Source organism: Xanthomonas sp. BRIP62411, assembly GCF_003993525.1.
GTDB lineage: Bacteria > Pseudomonadota > Gammaproteobacteria > Xanthomonadales > Xanthomonadaceae > Xanthomonas > Xanthomonas euroxanthea.
In genome coordinates, this window is the sequence record NZ_QEZI01000011.1 from 443,090 (window position 1) to 462,718 (window position 19,629).

Here is a 19,629-nt window from a genome sequence, read left to right on the forward strand (position 1 = left end):
GGCCGACGCCGGACGCCGCAGCTTTCTCATCTCCGGCACGGCCACCGTGGCAGCGTTGCCGCTGCCGGGCTTGGCCAGTGCTGCCCCGGCGTGACGCACTCACCCCACCGCCCCAACCGACCAACAACGGAGTCAAGCCGATGTCCAATTTCGTCACCCGCCCCGACGGCGCCACCATTTTTTACAAGGACTGGGGCAAGGGCCAGCCGGTCGTGTTCTCGCACGGCTGGCCGCTCAGCGCCGATGCCTGGGATGCGCAGATGCTGTTCATGGGCCAACAGGGCTTCCGCGTGATCGCGCATGACCGCCGCAGTCATGGCCGCTCGTCGCAGACCTGGGACGGCAACGACATGGACACCTATGCCGACGACCTGGCGGCGGTGATCGAAACGCTGGATCTGCAGGACGCGATCCTGGTCGGCCATTCCACCGGCGGCGGCGAAGTGGCACATTACGTCGGCCGCCACGGCAGCAAGCGCGTGGCCAAGGTAGTGCTGGTCGGCGCGGTGCCGCCGCAAATGGTCAAGAGCCCCACCAATCCGGGCGGCCTGCCGATGAGCGTGTTCGACGGCATCCGCGACGGCGTGGCCAAGGACCGCTCGCAGTTCTATCAGGACCTGACCACCCCGTTCTTCGGCGCCAACCGCGATGGCCACAAGGTCACCCAGGGCATGCGCGACGCGTTCTGGCTGCAGGGCATGCTGGGCGGCCACAAGGGCCAGTACGACTGCATCCAGCAGTTCTCCGAAGTGGACTACACCCCGGACCTGGAGAAGATCGACGTGCCCGCACTGGTGGTGCATGGCGACGACGACCAGATCGTGCCGATCGACGCATCCGGCAAGCTGTCGGCCAAGATCATCAAGAACGCCGAACTGAAGATCTACGCCGGCGCTCCGCATGGCCTCACCGTGACCCACGCCGATCAGTTCAACCAGGATCTGCTCGCGTTTGCAAACGTCTGACCTGGTTCGATTCGGGTTACTGAGCCGACTCGCGAGAGTCGGCTTTTTCGTGCGCTCCTGATTCGCATCGCCCGTTCGAAGTGCGCAAGATCCACTGCGCCGTTTTTTTCCCCTGCTCACGCCCATTCCGCCGCGACCTGCGATGCGGTCGAGCCTGCTTGAACGCTCGGCCACATGGCACACCTGCCGCGCTGTCAAATCGACCGGCTTACGCTATGGTATGCACCGCCAGCGGCGTGGGGGCCGCTTCAGCATCGTGTACAACCGCCGATAACGGCTAGGTCCGACCGCTGCCGGGGAGCTGCGGCGCACTCGATCCAATCACTAAACGCGTTCAGGGGAATTGCGATGCTTCGTCACTCTTTGCGGGTGCGCCTGCTGTTGCCGGTGCTGGCCTTGGTGCTGGTCGTGGTGGCGGCACTGACGGTCATTCTGGCCATTACCGAAGCGAACCGGGTCAGGTTCGAGGCCGGCGACGCGATCGAGCGCCAGTCGGTGTCCCTGCAGACCTTGTTCTCGGTCACCCGCGCGATGATGCTGGACCGCGTCAATTCCTCCATGCGCCAGCTGCGCAAGGAAGCCAACGCACACGGCGCTGCAAGCATCGGCAACGAAGTGCGCGTGGGCGAGCGCAATGCCAACGACCTGCTGCTGGGCCAGAAGGCGCAGGCCAACGACTTCGACATGCTCGACGATGTCACCGCCATCCACGAAGGCACCGCCACGCTGTTCTCGCGTACCGGCGATGACTTCGTGCGCATCTCCACCAACGTCAAGAAGGACGACGGCAGCCGCGCCATCGGCACCGTGCTCGATCCCAACGGCCAGGCCGCCGCCAAGCTGCGCAACGGCGAAAGCTTCTATGGCGTGGTCGACATCCTCGGCAACCCGTACGTCACCGGCTACGAGCCGATCTTTGCCGGCAACGACAAGCGCGTAATTGGTGCCTGGTACGTCGGCTACAAGGCCGACACGCAGGCGCTGGAAAACGTGGTCAGCAGCCGTCGCGTGCTCGACTCCGGCTTCATCGCCGTGTTCGACAGCAAGAACACGCTGCGCTTCCAGTCCACCACCGGTGCCACCACCGACACCGCCACCATCGAGCGGATCGTCAAGGACACGCCGGACGACTGGGTCGTCACCAAGCAGGAAGTGCCGGACTGGGGCTTCACCCTGGTCTCGGCCTATCCCAAGAGCGACGTCAATGACGTGATCGTGCGCCAGTCGCTGTGGATCGCCGGCATCGGCCTGCTGGTCTGCGCCTTGCTGCTCGGCCTGCAATGGGCGTTGATCTGGAGCCGCGTGCTGCGCCCGATCCAGCACCTGACCACCGTGGCCGAAGAGCTGAGCCTGGGCAAGTGGAACCACACCATCGACGAGGTCAACCTCAAGGATGAAATTGGTACCCTGGCGCGCGCCATCTCCCGCCTGTCCAACAGCGTGCGGCTGGCGATGGAACGGCTCAGCAAACGCTGAGCCCCGCGCACCCACTTCGTACCAGATGATGCAAGGAAGACGCCATGTCCACTGAATTCCGTCCGCTGATCGACGTGCTGCGCGAGCTCAAGGCGCTGGCACTGAAGAAGGCGTCCGGCTTTCTGTTCGTCGTCACCGAGGAGAACCACTCCTGCATCGTCCGCCTCAACGCCGGGCAGATCGAGGAAGTGGTGTTCCGCATGTTGCGCAATGACGAGGCGGTACAGCGCCTCACCATGGTCAACGCGGCCAAGGCCCGCTTCCAGGTCGATCCCGGTGCCGGCATGGGCAAGCCGTCGCTGCTGAGCGACGACGCGCGGCAGTGGTTGATGGGCGGTTTCGAACAGGATCTGGGTGGTGCGCCGACACCGCCGCGCGCACCGGTTGCATCGGCGCCGGCACCGGTCGCCGCAACGCAGGTCGCCGCACCGAGCGCAACATCTGCATCCGCGGGAGCGGGCTTGGCACCCGACGAGCGGGTGCGCGATGCGCTGGAAAAGGTCGCGCTGAATTATCTTGGCCCGATCGCCGGCATGCTCTGCGACGAAGCCTGGGACGCATCGAGCGACATCGAGCAGGTGCTCAACCAGCTGGGCGCCAACCTCTCCACGCCGCAGGAAACGCAGAAGTTCATGGCCGATGCCCGTGTGGCGCTGGCCAAGGCGCACTGAAGAAGATTGGCGGCGGCGCGGCACAGCACAATCGACGTCGAAATCTGCAAGCGCTACGCACTGCTTTCCAGTACGGCGCGCAACTGGCGATGTACCACTGAACGCAAACCTGTCGGCTAACTGCACGCCCTGACGAAAAGGCGCCTCACGGCGCCTTTGTCGTTCAACTCACTCCCACTCGATCGTCGCCGGCGGCTTGCCGGAGATGTCGTAGACCACGCGCGAGACGCCGCGCAGTTCGTTGATGATGCGGTTGCTGACCGTGCCGAGGAAGTCATACGGCAGGTGCGCCCAGTGCGCGGTCATGAAGTCGATGGTCTCCACCGCGCGCAGCGCGATCACCCATTCGTAGGCGCGTGCGTCGCCGACCACGCCAACCGACTTGACCGGCAGGAACACCGCGAACGCCTGGCTGGTGGTGTCGTACAGATCGGCCTTGCGCAGCTCTTCGATGAAGATCGCATCGGCCTTGGCCAGCAGTTCGGCGTATTCGCGCTTCACTTCGCCCAGGATGCGCACGCCCAGGCCCGGGCCCGGGAACGGATGGCGGTACACCATCGTACGCGGCAGGCCGAGTTCGACACCGAGGCGGCGCACTTCGTCCTTGAACAGCTCGCGCAGCGGTTCGACCAGGCCAAGCTTCATGTGCTCGGGCAGGCCACCGACGTTGTGGTGGCTCTTGATCACGTGCGCCTTGCCGGTCTTGCTGCCGGCCGACTCGATCACGTCCGGATAGATCGTGCCCTGCGCCAGCCACTTGGCGTTGGCCAGCTTGTTGGATTCCTCGTCGAAGATCTCCACGAACAGGTTGCCGATGATCTTGCGCTTGGCCTCCGGGTCGCTGACGCCTTCGAGCTTGGCGAAATAGCGGTCGGCCGCGTTGACGCGGATCACCTTCACGCCCATGTGCTCGGCGAACATCGCCATCACCTGGTCGCCCTCCTGCCAACGCAGCAGGCCGGTATCGACGAACACGCAGGTCAGCTTGTCGCCGATCGCCTTGTGCAACAGCGCGGCCACCACCGACGAATCGACGCCGCCGGACAGGCCAAGGATCACTTCGTCATCGCCCACCTGCTCGCGCACGCGCGCGATCTGGTCGTCGATGATGTTGGCCGCCGTCCACAGCGTCTGGCAGCCGCAGACATCGACCACGAAGCGGCGCAGCAAGGTCTGGCCCTGCAGCGTGTGCGTCACTTCCGGGTGGAACTGCACGCCGTACCAGCGCTTGTCCTCGTTGGACATCGCCGCCACCGGAATGCGGTCGGTCACTGCGGTAACGGTGAAGCCCGGCGGCACCTGCGACACGTGATCGCCGTGGCTCATCCATACATTCAGTCGCGACGCGCCGGCATGGTCGGTCAAGCCTGCGAACAAGGCATCGGCCGCCACCACATCGACTTCGGCATGGCCGAATTCGCGTTGATCGGCCGCTTCCGTAGCACCGCCCAGCTGCGCCGCCAGCGTCTGCATGCCGTAGCAGATGCCGAACACCGGCAGGCCGCTGTCAAACACTTCCTGTGGCGCGACCGGCGCACCCGGCAAGGTAGTCGACTCGGGACCACCGGACAGGATGATGCCCTTGGCACCGAAACCGGCAATCTCCGACGGGTCGTGATCCCAGGCCCAGATCTCGCAATACACCCCGATCTCGCGGATGCGCCGCGCAATCAGCTGGGTGTACTGCGCGCCGAAATCGAGGATGAGGATCTTGTCGCTATGGATGTTGGTCATTGAGAGCCGGATTGGGAATTCGGGATTGGGGATTTGCAACAGCGGAATGGCAGCGGTGCACCCTGCCGAAGGAGATGCGGCGGGCTGTTACGAATCCCCAATCCCGAATCTCCAATCCCGCGGATGGGCATCAGCCCATCCGGTAATTCGGCGGTTCCTTGGTGATCTGCACGTCGTGGACATGGCTCTCGCGCTGGCCGGCACCGGTGATGGTGACGAACTTCGGCTTGGTGCGCATTTCCTCGATGGTCGCGCAACCCACGTAGCCCATCGTGGCGCGCAGGCCGCCGATCAACTGATGGACGATGCCGCCGACCGGGCCGCGATACGGCACGCGCCCTTCGATGCCTTCCGGCACCAGCTTGTCGGCATCGCTGGAATCCTGGAAATAGCGGTCCTTGGACCCCTTCTCCATCGCGCCCAGGCTGCCCATGCCGCGGTAGCTCTTGTAGCTGCGGCCCTGGAACAGCTCGACCTCGCCCGGGGCCTCCTCGGTGCCGGCGAACAGGCCGCCGACCATCACCGTGGAGGCGCCGGCAACCAGTGCCTTGCCGATGTCGCCGGAATAGCGGATGCCGCCATCGGCGATCAACGGAATGCGGTCCTGCAGCGCCTCGGCAACCATGTCCACCGCGGTGATCTGCGGCACGCCGACACCGGCGACCACGCGCGTGGTGCAGATCGAGCCCGGACCCACGCCGACCTTGACCGCGTCGGCACCGGCGTCCATCAGCGCCAGCGCGGCATCGCCGGTGACGATGTTGCCGCCGATCACCTGCAGCTGCGGATACGCCTTCTTGACCCAGGCCACGCGATCAATGACGCCCTGCGAATGGCCGTGCGCGGTATCGACGATGACCACGTCCACGCCCGCCGCAGCCAGCAGTTCGATGCGCTGCTCGGTATCGCCGCCCACGCCGACCGCCGCGCCGACCAGCAGGCGCGTGGACCCGTCCTTGGCGGCGTTGGGGTTGTCGGTCTTCTTCTGGATGTCCTTGACCGTGATCAGGCCGCGCAGCTCGAAGCTGTCGTTGACCACCAGGATCTTTTCGATGCGGTTGCGGTGCAGCAGCTCCAGCACTTCCTCGTCACTGGCGCCTTCGCGCACGGTGATCAGGCGATCCTTCTTGGTCATGATGTGGCGGACCGGATCGTCGAGCTTCTTCTCGAAGCGCATGTCGCGGCTGGTGACGATGCCGACCAGTTCGCTGCCATCCACCACCGGCACGCCGGAGATGTTGCGCGCGCGGGTCAGCTTGAGCACTTCGCCGATGGTCGTGTCCGGGCTCACCGTGAACGGCTCGGTGATCACGCCGGATTCGAACTTCTTGACCCGGGCGACTTCGCCGGCCTGCTGCGCAGGAGTCAGGTTCTTGTGGATGATGCCGATGCCGCCCAGCTGGGCCATGGCCACCGCCAGGCGGTGTTCGGTCACTGTGTCCATCGCGGCCGAGAGAATCGGCAGTTTCAGGCGCAGATCGCGCGTCAGCCGGGTTTCCAGGCTGACGTCCTTGGGCAGGACGATCGAATGGGCGGGGACGAGGGAAACGTCGTCGTAGGTGAGAGCTTCAGCCTGGATGCGGAGCATCGGCGGACCCGAGTTTGGGGAAGCGCGGCATTTTACCCTGAAAGCCTTCACGAAGACACAACGCGACTGCAATGCAGCGTTACGCGCGCGCCTCAGCCAGCCGCGTCGGCCGCTTCCAGCGTGTTCTGCATCAAGGTGGCGACCGTCATCGGCCCCACCCCGCCCGGCACCGGCGTGATCCAGGCCGCACGTTGCACGGCCGCCTCGAACCCCACATCGCCGACCAGGCGGCCATCATCCAGTCGATTGATGCCGACATCGATCACCACCGCGCCCGGCTTGACCCATTCGCCGGGAATCAGGCCCGGTCGCCCCACCGCCACCACCAGGATATCGGCATTGCGCACGCTGGCTTCCAGCACCGCGGGCGGGGTGAACTTGTGGCAGCTGGTGACCGTGCAACCGGCGATCAGCAGTTCCAGCCCCATCGGCCGGCCGACGTGATTGCTCACGCCCACGATGGTCGCATTGCGGCCGCGCACCGGCTGGTCGGTGTGCGCCAGCAAGGTCACGATGCCGCGCGGCGTGCACGGACGCAGGCCGAATTCGCGCAGCGCCAGATGCCCGACATTCTGCGGATGGAACCCATCGACGTCCTTGCGCGGATCGATACGCTGGATCAGGCGGTTGGCATCGGGGATGCCGGGCAATGGCAGCTGGATCAGGATGCCGTGGATCTTGGGATCGGCATTGAGCTGGTCGATCAGCCGCGCCAGCTCGGCCTCGCTGGTGCCTTGCGGCAAGTCGTAGTCGAAGGCCTCGATACCAACCTTTTCCGCGGCACGCCGCTTGTTGCGCACATATACCGACGAGGCCGGATCGCCACCGACCAGTACCACCGCCAGCCCGGGGCGCGTCTTGCCGGCGGCCAGGCGCGCATCCACGCGCAGCTTCAACCCGTCGAGCAGTTCCTCGGCGATGCGGCGACCATCGAGAAGGCGGGCCGGAGCAGAGGCAGCTGGCGCGGAAACGGTCATGGGGCGTCAGGTGTAGAGTCGAAGGCCGTCTATTGTCCCCGATTCCGCCATGACCGACACCACCTCGACACCCGATTCCACCACCACGTCCATCGAAGCGGCCGCATTTCGCCGTCTGTTGCAGCATCTCAATCAGCAGCGCCCGGATGTGCAGAACATCGACCTGATGATCCTGGCCGGCTTCTGCCGCAACTGCCTGGGTGACTGGTACCGCGAAGCTGCCGAAGCGCAGGGCCAGCCGATGAGCAAGGAGCAGGCGCGCGAAGCGGTGTACGGCATGCCGTTTGCCGACTGGAAGCAGCGGCATCAGAAAGACGCCACGCCCGAGCAGCTGGACGCCTTCGCGGCCGCTCAACGCCGGCACGGCTGAGTCAATCGGGCTGTCCCCCAGGCCGGCACCTCGGCGCCGGTCGCTCAATTCCCCGAGGCGTTCTCGACCGGCTACGACAACTGCATCGCGACGCTGGATCTCGCGGGCAATGGCGGCGGCCTCGTCCACGCCCAGCTCGACCAGCGCCGCCTGCCGGGACGCCAGCGCCGACGCGAAGGTTCGCGACCCTGGCAATCCACTCCGGCGGCGACCAACTGCACTGCGTGCTCACGGCCGCAGGCGCGCACCAGCACGTTGGCCCGCCGTGTCGATCACCAACGGCACGGCGTTCTGGCCAGCAAGGGCCCAAACGACGAACGACGCCAGATGGCGTCGTTCGTGGATGCAGGCGATGGCCAGGCAATCAGCCGCGCGCGTCGGCCTCGGCCAATGCGGTGCGCAGGATTTCCTTGGCCGGCCCGCCATGCTTCTCGTGCTCGAGCGCGAAATGCACGGTGGCTTCGATCAGGCCGATATGCGCGCCGCAATCGAAACGGCGGCCTTCGAAGCGGTAGGCATCAACGGTTTCCTGTTGCAGCAGCCCGGCAATCGCATCGGTCAACTGGATTTCGCCGCCAGCGCCGGCGCCGGTCTCCTCGAGCAGCTCGAAGATCTTCGGGTTGAGCACATAGCGGCCGACCACGGCCAGATTGCTCGGTGCCACTTCCGGCTTGGGCTTTTCGACGATGGCGTTGATGCGGCCCTTGCGGCCATCGAACGCATCGGTGGCCACGATGCCGTAGCTGGCGGTCTTGTCGTGCGGCACATCCTCGACGGCAATGACGCTGCCACCGGAGGCCTCGGCCACATCGGCCATCTGGGTCAGTGCGCCGGCGCCGCGGTTCCAGATCAGGTCGTCCGGCAGCAACACCGCGAACGGCTCATCGCCGACGACGGCCTTGGCACACAGCACGGCATGGCCCAGGCCAAGCGCTTCGGCCTGCGTCACGAAAATGGCGCGCACGCCTTCCGGCAGGGCATGCCGCACCAGCTCCAGCTGCTCGAGCTTGCCGGCACGCTCGAGCTTCTGCTCCAGCTCGTAGGCCTTGTCGAAGTAGTCGGCGATGGAGTGCTTGTAGCGATTGGTCACGAAGATCAGCGTGTCGCAACCAGCCTGGATGGCTTCGTCGACGGCGTACTGGATCAGCGGTTTGTCGATGATTGGCAGCATTTCCTTCGGAACCGTTTTGGTTGCCGGAAGAAAGCGGGTCCCAAGACCTGCGACGGGGAATACGGCCTTGCGAATACGCTTGCTCATTAAAGTCTTCTGACCTCACGTGCGGGGAATGGAACGACCGTATCAGATCGCGCGTCGACTTTCCGTCGAGCCGCCGCAAAATCCGGCATCAGGCTGCCCAGCACAGTCTCCATCGCCTTGATGTCATAGCGGTTAACCGCCTCACGCAGGCGTGTCACCAGCTGCAACACCTGCTCGTGCGAGAACTCGCGCACGCCGGCCTCCAGAATCTTGGGATGCGCGGTGGGGCGATAGTCTTCGTCGGAATAGAACAGGGTTTCGTGCAGCTTCTCGCCTGGACGCAAGCCGGTATAGAGGATCGCCACGTCCTTGCCGGGCTGCTTGCCGGCGAGACGGATCATCTGCTCGGCGAGCAGGCGAATCGGCACCGGCTCGCCCATGTCCAGTGTATAGATCGCCCCGTGCGAGGCAGAGGCGGCGGCCTGCACCACGAGCTGGCAGGCTTCCGGAATGGTCATGAAGTAACGTGTCACATCCGGGTGCGTCACCGTGACCGGGCCGCCCTGGCGGATCTGTTCGCGGAACAACGGCACCACGCTGCCAGCCGAATCCAGCACGTTGCCGAAGCGCACGGTGATGAAGCGCGTCGGCGCATCGCGCGCGTCGAGACTCTGGCAGATCATCTCGGCGTAGCGCTTGCTCGCGCCCAGCACGTTGACCGGCTCGACCGCCTTGTCGGTGGAGATGAAGACGAAGGTCTCGATGCGTGCACGCTGGCAGGCGCGCGCCACGTTTTCGGTGGCCAGCACGTTGTTGCGTACCGCCTCGCGCAGTTGCTCTTCCAGCAACGGCACCTGCTTGTAGGCGGCGGCATGGAACACCGCATCCGGCGGTGCGGTGTTCAAGGCATGCGCGACCACCGCCGGGTCGCCGCAGTCGCCCAGCACGCGCACCACTTCGATATCGGGGAACAAGCGGCGCAGGTCCGAATCGACGGTCAGCAATGCCAGCTCGTCGATCTCCAGCAGCACGATGCGGCGTGCGCCATGACGGGCGCACTGGCGGCAGACTTCCGAACCGATCGAGCCACCCGCGCCGGTCACCATCACCGTCTTGTTGGTCAACCAGTCGCGTATCAGGCGCCAGTCCGGGGTGACCGGCTTGCGATTGAGCAGGTCCTCGATCGCGACCTCCTTCAACTCGCCAGGCAAGGAGCGCCCTTCCAGCACGTTGATCAACTTGGGCACCATGCGGAACGGCAGCCCGGTGCTTTCGCAGATGGCCACCACGCGCTGCATGCCGGAGGCATCCAGCGACGGAATCGCAATGACCAGCAGCTTGGCAGCCGTCTCCTTGGCGATGGCTGCCGCCTGATCCAGGCTGCCCAGCACGTTGAGACCCTGGATCTTGGCGCCATGCAGGTTGTTGGCATCGTCCAGATACCCGACCGGCACAAATGCACCGGTGCGGCGCAGATCGCGGACAAGACCCTCGGCAGCGCGACCTGCGCCCAGGATCAATACGCGCTGCGCGGCGTCGCCGGAGTGTGCAATCTGGTAATCCTTCCAGGCGCGATACAGCAACCGTGGCGTGCCCAGCAGTGCCGACAGGGCAAACGGGTAGACGACCAGCACCGACAGCGGCACCCCGTCCAGGCGGTCATAGGACAGCGCCAGCACGATCGCGACCAGGCCGAGGAAGCTCGACTTGAAGATGTTCCACAGGTCCGGCACCGACGCGAACCGCCACAGCCCGCGATACAGGCCCATCTTCCAGAACACCAGGCCTTGCGCGACCAGGACGACGCCGGTGCGCCAATCCCATAACGGCAGATCGGGGGCGTCGCGCAGCATCGAGTAGCGGCCGGCGTGCAGCAGCTGCCAGCATACCCACACCATCAACAGGTCGTGCAGCACCACCGCTGCTTGCGGCAGGGCCTTGGTCAAACGATCACGCCAGGAAATCATAAGAGTCCATTACTCACGAATTGCGCACTCCATCGCGCAGAAAGAACCAGATTGCGGTGGCACCCAGGCCCCATGCCAGGGCTCCGGACACTTGCAGCCAATTTGCATCATGACGAAGTAACACATACAAGCAGACGGCAGCGACGCTGAAAGCGAAATAAATCCCGGTTACCGGAACGTGTGCCTCAAGCCTGCGCGCCAGCCGCTGATAGAGATGTTGGGCGTGCGGCTCCCACCAGCGTTGTCCGTCGAGCATGCGAGACAGCAGCGTGAAGCCGGCGTCTACAAGAAATGCGGTCAGCGGCAGCCAGCTGATCCACCAGCTCACCTGCCCGCTCGCCACTGCCAGCGCTAGCAACGCCGCCAGCACATAGCCCAAGGCACCACTGCCGCCGTCGCCCAGAAAGATGCGCGCTCGTGGAAAATTGAACGGCAAGAATCCCAGGCAGGATGCGGCGACGGCAAGACCGGCCCACGCCCAGGCGCCCGGCACGACCGTGGCGAACGCCAGGGCAGCCAGCGCCGCCTGGCTGCTGGCCAGGCCGTTGATGCCGTCCATGAAATTCCAGACGTTGATCAACACCACCGACGCCATCGCGGTGAGCACGCCATCCCACAGCTTGCCGGTGTGATGGCTGACCAGCCAGCCCAGCAGGACCGATGCCAGCAGATGAATCGCAAAACGCAACCTGGCCGAGAGCGGACGATGGTCGTCCCACCAACCGACCCCGGCCACCAGCACCAGACCTGCGGCGAACCAGCTGATGACAAGACCTGCCGCCGGCCAGAACACGCCTGCCGCCACGCACCCCGCCAGCATCGCCGCCACGATTGCCATGCCGCCGCCCCGTGGTGTGGCGACCACATGGCTGCGGCGTTCGCCCGGATGATCGAGCAGGCGCCGATGCAACGCATAGCGCCGCAACACCCAGGTCCCCAGTGCCGCGACCGTCAGGTGCAACAGACACCACCACAGCCAGGCCTGCGGCATCAGACCACCGCGTAGTTCAACAGCGGCTTGACCGTGCCCCATTCCTTGCAGCTCGGGCATTGCCAGTGGTGCGTCTTGGCACCGAAACCACAGCGGGTACAGCGGTAGCTCGGATTGCGCACCAGCAACTGGTCGGTGATGTGCTTGAGATCCTGCAAGGTGCCGACCGGGTCGCTGCCTTCGGCCAGGGTCAGGTCGATCAATGCCGATTCGCCGCGGACCGATGGCCGATCCTTGAGCTGACGCCCCAGGTAGGCCAGCGCCGGCGCCACGCCATCCTGCGCTTCCATCAGCTGCGTCAACGCCAGCACCGGCGCGATGCCGCGATAGTGCTCGGTCATCTCCGACAGGAAATTACGCGCACCTGCGATATCACCCACCCGGCGATAGGCCGCCATCAACGCAGGGATGATTTCAGGCAGGTATTCCGGATCGTGCCGCGCCGCACGTTCGAACGCACGGACGGCCGCTTCGTCGTGTCCGCGCTCGGCTTCGATGCGTCCTTCCAGAATGCCCGCACGCACCGAGGTGCCATCGGCCTGGTAGGCGCGCGCGACCGCCTGCAGCGCTTCGTCGGGCTTGCTCAAGCCGCGGTAGCGATCGGCAAGCTCGCACTCGAATTGCGAAATCAGCTTGCCCATCGGCTCGCCGGTGACTTCCTCGTAACGGGTGGCGTTGTCGATCGCCTTTTCCCAATCACGCTCGGCCTGATAGATGCCGATCAGATGACGCAACGCCTGCGGCGCACGCTGATCCAGTTGCGCCAGCTCGGTGAATACGGTCTCGGCACGATCCAGCAGACCGGACTTCATGTAGTCCTCGCCCAGCGCCAGCAAGGCCTGCACGCGCTGTTGGTCGGTCAGGTCGGCGCGTTGCACTAGGCCCTGGTGCAGCCGGATCGCGCGATCGACCTCGCCGCGACGGCGGAACAAGTGTCCCAACGCGACCTGGGTCTCGAAGGTTTCCTTGTCCAGTTCGGCGATATGCAGAAACAGCTCGATCGCCTTGTCCGGCTGCTCGTTGAGCAGATAGTTCAGCCCGCGAAAATAGGTGCTGGACAAGCGACTGACCTGGGTATCGCCATGACGTTGGCCACCGCGGCGGCCAACGACCCAGCCCCCCAACGCTGCCAACGGCACGAACAGGAAGAACCAGATCCACTCGGTCAGAAAGTCCATACGCGCTTACAGTCCATCAAAGGGGCGCGGCTCGACTGCGGCAGGCGCAATCGGCCTGGCATCGGTGCGACTGACTGCAACGGCCTTGTTGGCCTGGCGCAGTTTGGAATAGAGGGGAATCACCACACTGACCAGCACCATGCCGGCACCGATCAACACACCGACCAGCAGCGCGACGATGATCGCGATCCCGGAGGTCGTATGCACACTGGAGAAAAGGAAGTCGAGAGTGACGTCCTGGGAATTGACCGCGCCGATGATCAGACCGACCAGCAGGAAGGCCAACATCACCAGCAAACGAAACACCTTCATGGCCGGACTCCGTCGAAAGAGGCTTAGCTTAACCGAGCCGACATAAACGCAGCGGCAGAACGAGCGTCAGTCGGTCGCATCAAGCAGATCGACCGGGACCACGGAGCTGACACGCTCACGCAATTCCTTGCCAGGCTTGAAGTGCGGAACATGCTTGCCCGGCAACGCGACCGACTCACCGGTCTTCGGATTACGGCCCAGACGTGGCGGGCGGTAGTGCAACGAGAAGCTGCCGAACCCGCGGATTTCGATCCGATCACCATCGGAGAGCGCCTGCCCCATCATTTCCAGCAGCGATTTGACTGCCAGATCCACGTCGTCCGCCTTCAGATGCGCTTGACGTCGCGCCAGGATTTCAATCAATTCGGACTTGGTCATGGGAAGACTTGCTTTTTCGACTGACACATCGGAATCGGCCCGGGCAAGCCCGGGCCGATCCATCACGCTCTTGCGAGCGCTACGCGCTTACTCGGACTTGTTGCTGTTCAACTGTGCACGCAGCAGCGCGCCCAGCTGAGTCATGCCGCCCGACGCAGCGGAGGACTGGTATTCCTCCAGCGTTTCGCGCATTTCGGCATCGTCCTTGGCCTTGATCGACAGCTGCAGGGTGCGGCCCTTGCGGTCCATTCCCACGAACTTGGCTTCGATCTTGTCGCCGACCTTCAGGTGCTGGGTCGCATCGTCCACGCGCTCGTTGGCGATGTCGCGTGCAGCGACGTAGCCTTCGATGCCATCGGCCAGGTCGATCGTGGCGCCCTTGGCATCCACTTCACGCACCACGCCTTCGACCTTCGAACCCTTCGGGTTGGACGCCATGTATTGGCCGAACGGATCCTGCTCCAGCTGCTTGACGCCCAGGCTGATGCGCTCACGTTCCGGATCGACTGCCAGCACGACGGCTTCCAGCGTGTCGCCCTTCTTGTAGTTGCGCACGACGTCTTCGCCGGTGGTGTTCCAGCTGATGTCGGACAGGTGGACCAGGCCGTCGATGCCGCCGTCCAGACCGATGAAGATGCCGAAGTCGGTGATCGACTTGATCTGGCCGGACACCTTGTCGTTCTTCTTGTGGGTGGCAGCAAAGGTTTCCCACGGATTGGCGGCAACCTGCTTCATGCCCAGCGAGATGCGGCGACGCTCCTCGTCGACATCCAGCACCATCACTTCGACTTCGTCACCAACCTGCACAACCTTGGACGGGTTGACGTTCTTGTTGGTCCAATCCATCTCGGAGACGTGCACCAGACCTTCGACGCCAGGCTCGATCTCGACAAATGCGCCGTAATCGGTGACGTTGGAGACCTTGCCGAACACGCGGCTGTTGGCCGGGTAACGACGGGCGATGTTGTCCCACGGATCTTCGCCCAGCTGCTTCAGGCCGAGGCTGACGCGGTTACGCTCGCGATCGAACTTCAGCACGCGCACGTCCAGCTCGTCGCCGACGTTGACGACTTCGGAAGGATGGCGCACGCGCTTCCAGGCCATGTCGGTGATGTGCAGCAGGCCGTCGATACCGCCCAGGTCCACGAACGCGCCGTAATCGGTCAGGTTCTTGACGACACCCTTCAGGATCGCGCCTTCCTGCAGCTTGTCCATCAGCTGCTCGCGCTCTTCCGAGTGCTCGCTCTCGACCACGGCGCGACGCGAAACCACGACGTTGTTGCGCTTGCGGTCCAGCTTGATCAGCTTGAACTCGAGTTCCTTGCCTTCCAGGTAGGCCGGGTCGCGCACCGGGCGCACATCCACCAGCGAACCAGGCAGGAACGCGCGGACATCCTTGATGTCCACGGTGAAACCACCCTTGACCTTGCCGCTGATGCGGCCGGTGATGGTTTCGTTCTTTTCCAACGCCTCTTCCAGCTCGTCCCACACCATTGCGCGCTTGGCCTTCTCGCGCGACAGCACGGTCTCACCGAAGCCGTTCTCGATGGAATCGAGGGCAACCTTGACCTGGTCGCCTACGCCGACATCGATCTCGCCAGCGTCATTACGGAACTGCTCGATCGGCACGATGCCTTCGGACTTCAGGCCAGCGTTGATCACCACCACGTCGCCGCGCACTTCCACGACGGTACCGGTGACGATCGAGCCCGGCTTCAGCTTCGCCAGATTGGCTTGACTGGCTTCGAACAGTTCAGCAAAAGATTCTGTCATTTGAATTTTACTCAGTTGAACACACGGGCGTTGATCGTCGAATGCGACAGATGCCAAGCGCCCAGCCTGTTGGTCGACTCCGGACAGCGAGTCGGTTAAGTAGTCATAGAACCGCCACACGGGATGTGCGACGGAGCCTTGGAACGCCTTACGGTCGGCGGGACATGCCCGCTTGCGGAACGCTTACGACGACGTGCGGGCGGCTAACACCCCGACCACACGCTGGACGACATCCTCGATCCCTATTCCGCTGGTATCGATCAGCACGGCGTCTTCGGCCGGCCGCAATGGCGCCACCACCCGCTGCGCATCACGGGCATCTCGAGCCATGATCTCGCGCAGCAGGTCGTCAAAGATAACCGAAACACCCTTTTCCATCAACTGTTTATGGCGACGGCCCGCACGTTCTTCGGCACTAGCGGTCAGAAACACCTTGAAGGCGGCATCGGGGAAGATCACCGTGCCCATGTCGCGCCCGTCTGCGACCAGGCCGGGCGCGCGCCTGAATGCGCGCTGGCGCTCTTTCAGCGCGCTGCGCACCTCGGGAATGGCGGCAATTGCCGAAGCCAGCGCCCCGGTGGTTTCCAGGCGCAGCTCGCCAGTGGCATCGGCACCGTTGACCAGTACCCGCAGCCCCGCCTCGCCCGCGTCGTCGAACTCCACCTTGGTATCGAAGGTGCAGCGCACCAGCGCGGCCGGGTCGGAGACGTCCAGATCGGCCCAGCTCGCCGCCACGCCCACGGCGCGATACAGTGCGCCCGAATCGAGGTAATGCCAGCCCAGCCGGGCGGCCACGATCCGGCTCACGGTGCCCTTGCCGGCGCCGGAGGGACCATCGATGGTAAGGACGGGCGAAAGGTCGGTCATTCAGGTTTCCGGAAGGTCATCAGCCGGTAGTGTAGCGCCGCTCGCAGCGATTGCGATGCAACCACTTGAAAGCACGACGAAAAGCCGGTTAGAATTGCCGGCTTAATTCCGGGTGCACCCTCGATTGCGGGCACTCTTCCATCGAATCCAACCGTTTACGCCGAGGTGTGCCATGAAAGTCCTGTCCTCCCTGAAGTCTGCGAAGACCCGTCACCGCGACTGCAAGGTGGTCCGCCGCCGCGGCAAGGTCTTCGTGATCTGCAAGTCGAACCCGCGTTTCAAGGCGCGTCAGCGCTAAGCCTTCGCCGCGCGTGCAAGACCCGAGAAAGCCGCCTCCGGGCGGTTTTTTCTTGGCCGATGCTTCACGCCGGCGATGGCTACATGCAGGCTGGAGTGTGTCGGGGGTATGGCGGGCTTGGCGCGGCATTCAACCTGACCGACATTCGGCGCGGCGTTGGGTAACACCGCCCTGCAGGCACGCCCGTCCTGAGTTTTTGCTGTAATCCCATCCGAATCTTGTCCACTGGGGAGTAGATGACATGCGCAACCGTTTGTTTGTCCTGCCGCTGATCGCACTGATGGGGATCAGCGCCGTCGCGTCGGCCGATACGCTGCTGGTGGACCGGGTACAGCAAAAGCCTGCCGCTGCCCTGCCCCTGCGTGGCGACAGCATGAGCCAGGTCGAAGGCCGTTACGGTGCGCCGCAGGAAAAGCTGGAACCGCGCGGCGGCCAGAAGCGCCAGTGGCCGACGATCCACCGCTGGGTGTATCCGGCCTTCACCGTGTACTTCGAAAAGAGCCGGGTGATCGACGTGGTGGCCAATCAGGCCGATGCCAACGAGATTGGACCAAAGCCACCGATCAGGTGATCGGGTGGCGTTCGAGCGCCATCGGATGGTGGCTGCAACGCTGGTCTGATCCAATGATGGGCGGGATACGATCACTGCGCGCTTCATGCAACGGCGATGTCGTGCAGCACACCCCGGATGCAGGCAGATCGCGAGCGTCGATGCTGTGCGAGTCCCTGATGCGAGTTACTCGCACGCGCCGATTTGAGGCGAGTCCCTCGCAAGCGCCCGCACATCCCTGTGCGGGGATTTGAATTAACAGCCCGGGCTTGCCTGGGCATTGATGGGTAATTTTCAGGTATGACCGATAGCGTCCGCTTTCCCGCCGAGTGGGAACCTCAATCCGCCGTGTTGATTGCCTGGCCGCATGCGGGCACCGATTGGGCCGAGCGCCTTGCCGAGGTGGAAGAGACCTATATCGCGCTGGTCACGGCGATTTCCCGCTTCGAGCCGGTGATCGTGTGCGTGGCCGATGACGATCTGCAGATCTATGCGGAAGCGCGGCTGCGCTCGGCGCGGGTGGACATGGCGCGGCTGCGTTTCGTGATTGCGGCCTACAACGACACCTGGCTGCGCGATTCCGGCCCGATCACGCTGCGCCAGGATGGCGGCTTCCGCCTGATGGATTTCCGTTTCACCGGCTGGGGCGGCAAGTTCGAGGCCAGCCTGGACGATCAGCTGGTCACTTCGCTGGATGCGGCGCAGGTGTTCGTGCCCTCGCAGGTGCAGACGATCGACTTCGCGCTGGAAGGCGGCGCGATCGAGACCGATGGTGCCGGCACACTGCTGACCACCTGGACGTGCCTGCACGAGCGGCATCCGCAGCGCACGCGCGATTCGCTGAGTGCCGACCTTGCCGCGTGGCTGGCGCAGGACCGCGTGCTGTGGCTGGATCACGGCTACCTGGAAGGCGACGACACCGACGCGCATATCGACACGCTGGCGCGCTTTGCCGGCCCGGATGCGATCGTCTACCAGGGCTGCGATGTGCCTACCGATTCGCACTACACCGAACTGCAGGCGATGGGTGCAGAACTGGCGGCGTTGCGCACCGCCGATGGGCAGCCGTATCGCCTGTTCGTGTTGCCATGGGCCGAGCCGATCCTGGATCAGGGCCGGCGCCTGGCCGCCTCGTACGCCAATTTCCTGATCGTCAACGGGGCGGTGCTGATGCCCGCCTACGGCGACAAGGCCGATGCGAGCGCGCAGGCGGTGCTGGCCGAAGCGTTTCCGCAGCACACCATCGTGCCGGTGCCGTGCCGCCCGTTGATCTGGCAGAACGGCAGCCTGCACTGCCTGACCATGCAGCTGCCCGCCGGTTTGCTGGCGGGCTGATCCATTCCTGTTCCGGCCGGCAGGCCGGTGTTACGCCATCGCGCGCTACCTTAGTGCGCCACTTCGCTGGACCAATCGCCATGACCCGTCATCTCCTTCCCGTCGCGCTGATCCAGGAGCGCAACCACGGCGACGCCGAGGCCAATCTGGCCATCATCGAATCGCGCGTGGCCGAAGCCGCCGCGCAGGGCGCCAAGCTGGTGCTACTGCAGGAACTGCACAACGGTGCGTATTTCTGCCAGCACGAGTCGGTGGACGAATTCGACCTGGCCGAGCCGATCCCCGGCCCCAGCACCGAGCGTCTGGGCGCGCTGGCCAGGCAGCATGGCGTGGTGCTGGTGGCTTCGTTGTTCGAGCGCCGCGCGGCCGGGCTGTATCACAACACCGCGGTGGTGTTCGAAAAGGACGGCCGCCTGCTCGGCAAGTACCGCAAGATGCATATCCCGGACGATCCGGGCTTCTATGAGAAGTTCTACTTCACCCCGGGCGATCTGGGCTTTGCGCCGATCGATACCTCGGTCGGCCGGCTGGGCGTGCTGGTGTGCTGGGACCAGTGGTACCCCGAGGCCGCGCGCCTGATGGCGCTGGCCGGTGCGGAACTGCTGCTCTACCCCACCGCGATCGGCTGGGATCCGGACGACCAGCAACCCGAGCAGGAGCGCCAGCGCGATGCCTGGGTGCTCAGCCATCGCGGCCATGCGGTCGCCAACGGGGTGCCGGTGCTGTCGTGCAACCGCGTCGGCCATGAGCCCTCGCCGCTGGGCGCGTCCGGCATCCAGTTCTGGGGCAACAGCCATGTGCTGGGGCCGCAGGGCGAATTCATCGCCGAAGCCGGCCAGGACCCGACCGTGCTGGTGTGCGACGTCGATCTGCAGCGCAGCGAACACGTGCGCCGCATCTGGCCGTTCCTGCGCGATCGCCGCATCGATGCGTATGGCGATCTGCTCAAGCGCTACATCGACTGACCGCATGCCAGTCGAGTTGCGCGAGGCTGGCGCTGT

The 19,629-nt window shown here is 64.6% G+C and carries 19 protein-coding genes; 8 read left to right on the forward strand and 11 right to left on the reverse strand.

The annotated features are described in order from the left end of the window. Positions 1-140 precede the first annotated feature (140 nt). The 3 genes from EO139_RS10055 to EO139_RS10065 all read left to right on the forward strand — a co-directional run bounded on the left by EO139_RS10055 (position 141) and on the right by EO139_RS10065 (position 3,112). Positions 141-965, forward strand: a complete 825-nt coding sequence (locus EO139_RS10055) for an alpha/beta hydrolase (protein ID WP_126970392.1) — start codon at positions 141-143, stop codon at positions 963-965. Between the two features lie 348 nt (positions 966-1,313). After that, entirely contained in the window at positions 1,314-2,441 is a 1,128-nt protein-coding gene (locus EO139_RS10060) for a Cache 3/Cache 2 fusion domain-containing protein (RefSeq protein WP_104582536.1), read from the forward strand. A 44-nt stretch (positions 2,442-2,485) separates the two neighbouring features. After that, positions 2,486-3,112: a hypothetical protein gene (locus tag EO139_RS10065; RefSeq protein ID WP_126970394.1), complete on the forward strand. Its 627-nt coding sequence runs from the start codon at positions 2,486-2,488 to the stop codon at positions 3,110-3,112. A gap of 168 nt (positions 3,113-3,280) precedes the next feature. On the opposite strand, the gene guaA is transcribed toward EO139_RS10065, so the two are convergent. The 3 genes from guaA to folD form a co-directional block, all read right to left on the reverse strand. Further along, a complete protein-coding gene (gene guaA, locus EO139_RS10070; RefSeq protein ID WP_126970396.1) occupies positions 3,281-4,846 on the reverse strand; it encodes a glutamine-hydrolyzing GMP synthase in 1,566 nt (521 codons plus the stop codon). Positions 4,847-4,976: 130 nt separating this feature from the next. Further along, positions 4,977-6,434, reverse strand: coding sequence for an IMP dehydrogenase (guaB, locus tag EO139_RS10075; protein WP_016903541.1), 1,458 nt, complete (start codon positions 6,432-6,434; stop codon positions 4,977-4,979). A gap of 92 nt (positions 6,435-6,526) precedes the next feature. Beyond that, positions 6,527-7,411, reverse strand: coding sequence for a bifunctional methylenetetrahydrofolate dehydrogenase/methenyltetrahydrofolate cyclohydrolase FolD (gene folD / locus EO139_RS10080; RefSeq protein WP_126970398.1), 885 nt, complete (start codon positions 7,409-7,411; stop codon positions 6,527-6,529). 49 nt (positions 7,412-7,460) lie between these two features. On the opposite strand from folD, the gene EO139_RS10085 reads away from it, so the two are divergent. Beyond that, on the forward strand, positions 7,461-7,781 hold the full coding sequence (locus tag EO139_RS10085; protein ID WP_104582532.1) for a DUF1244 domain-containing protein: 321 nt from the start codon (positions 7,461-7,463) through the stop codon (positions 7,779-7,781). A gap of 364 nt (positions 7,782-8,145) precedes the next feature. Here the strand turns inward: EO139_RS10085 and galU are convergent, their stop codons facing one another. The 8 genes from galU to cmk all read right to left on the reverse strand — a co-directional run bounded on the left by galU (position 8,146) and on the right by cmk (position 16,445). Beyond that, on the reverse strand, positions 8,146-9,039 hold the full coding sequence (gene galU, locus EO139_RS10090; RefSeq protein WP_016903544.1) for a UTP--glucose-1-phosphate uridylyltransferase GalU: 894 nt from the start codon (positions 9,037-9,039) through the stop codon (positions 8,146-8,148). Further along, positions 9,039-10,946 carry a nucleoside-diphosphate sugar epimerase/dehydratase gene (locus tag EO139_RS10095; RefSeq protein ID WP_164739802.1) on the reverse strand — a complete coding sequence of 636 codons (1,908 nt, stop codon included), beginning with the start codon at positions 10,944-10,946 and terminating at the stop codon, positions 9,039-9,041. Before EO139_RS10095 ends, galU begins: the two co-directional genes overlap by 1 nt. A gap of 13 nt (positions 10,947-10,959) precedes the next feature. Further along, positions 10,960-11,937 carry a glycosyltransferase family 4 protein gene (locus tag EO139_RS10100; protein WP_126970400.1) on the reverse strand — a complete coding sequence of 326 codons (978 nt, stop codon included), beginning with the start codon at positions 11,935-11,937 and terminating at the stop codon, positions 10,960-10,962. Further along, positions 11,937-13,115, reverse strand: a complete 1,179-nt coding sequence (gene lapB, locus EO139_RS10105; RefSeq protein WP_104582530.1) for a lipopolysaccharide assembly protein LapB — start codon at positions 13,113-13,115, stop codon at positions 11,937-11,939. Before lapB ends, EO139_RS10100 begins: the two co-directional genes overlap by 1 nt. A gap of 6 nt (positions 13,116-13,121) precedes the next feature. Next, complete coding sequence (locus EO139_RS10110; protein ID WP_104533506.1) at positions 13,122-13,427, reverse strand: LapA family protein; 306 nt, start codon at positions 13,425-13,427, stop codon at positions 13,122-13,124. Between the two features lie 66 nt (positions 13,428-13,493). Further along, on the reverse strand, positions 13,494-13,805 hold the full coding sequence (locus tag EO139_RS10115; protein WP_104582529.1) for an integration host factor subunit beta: 312 nt from the start codon (positions 13,803-13,805) through the stop codon (positions 13,494-13,496). Between the two features lie 87 nt (positions 13,806-13,892). After that, entirely contained in the window at positions 13,893-15,578 is a 1,686-nt protein-coding gene (gene rpsA / locus EO139_RS10120) for a 30S ribosomal protein S1 (RefSeq protein ID WP_016903550.1), read from the reverse strand. Positions 15,579-15,761: 183 nt separating this feature from the next. After that, entirely contained in the window at positions 15,762-16,445 is a 684-nt protein-coding gene (gene cmk, locus EO139_RS10125) for a (d)CMP kinase (RefSeq protein ID WP_104582528.1), read from the reverse strand. Between the two features lie 172 nt (positions 16,446-16,617). On the opposite strand from cmk, the gene ykgO reads away from it, so the two are divergent. From ykgO to EO139_RS10145, 4 genes are all read left to right on the forward strand, one after another. Then, positions 16,618-16,743: a type B 50S ribosomal protein L36 gene (gene ykgO, locus EO139_RS10130; RefSeq protein WP_005913193.1), complete on the forward strand. Its 126-nt coding sequence runs from the start codon at positions 16,618-16,620 to the stop codon at positions 16,741-16,743. Positions 16,744-16,984: 241 nt separating this feature from the next. Next, a complete protein-coding gene (locus EO139_RS10135) occupies positions 16,985-17,314 on the forward strand; it encodes a hypothetical protein (protein ID WP_104582527.1) in 330 nt (109 codons plus the stop codon). A 279-nt stretch (positions 17,315-17,593) separates the two neighbouring features. Further along, entirely contained in the window at positions 17,594-18,628 is a 1,035-nt protein-coding gene (locus tag EO139_RS10140; RefSeq protein ID WP_126970403.1) for an agmatine deiminase family protein, read from the forward strand. Positions 18,629-18,708: 80 nt separating this feature from the next. Beyond that, positions 18,709-19,593 carry a carbon-nitrogen hydrolase gene (locus tag EO139_RS10145; RefSeq protein ID WP_104582525.1) on the forward strand — a complete coding sequence of 295 codons (885 nt, stop codon included), beginning with the start codon at positions 18,709-18,711 and terminating at the stop codon, positions 19,591-19,593. Positions 19,594-19,629 lie beyond the last annotated feature (36 nt).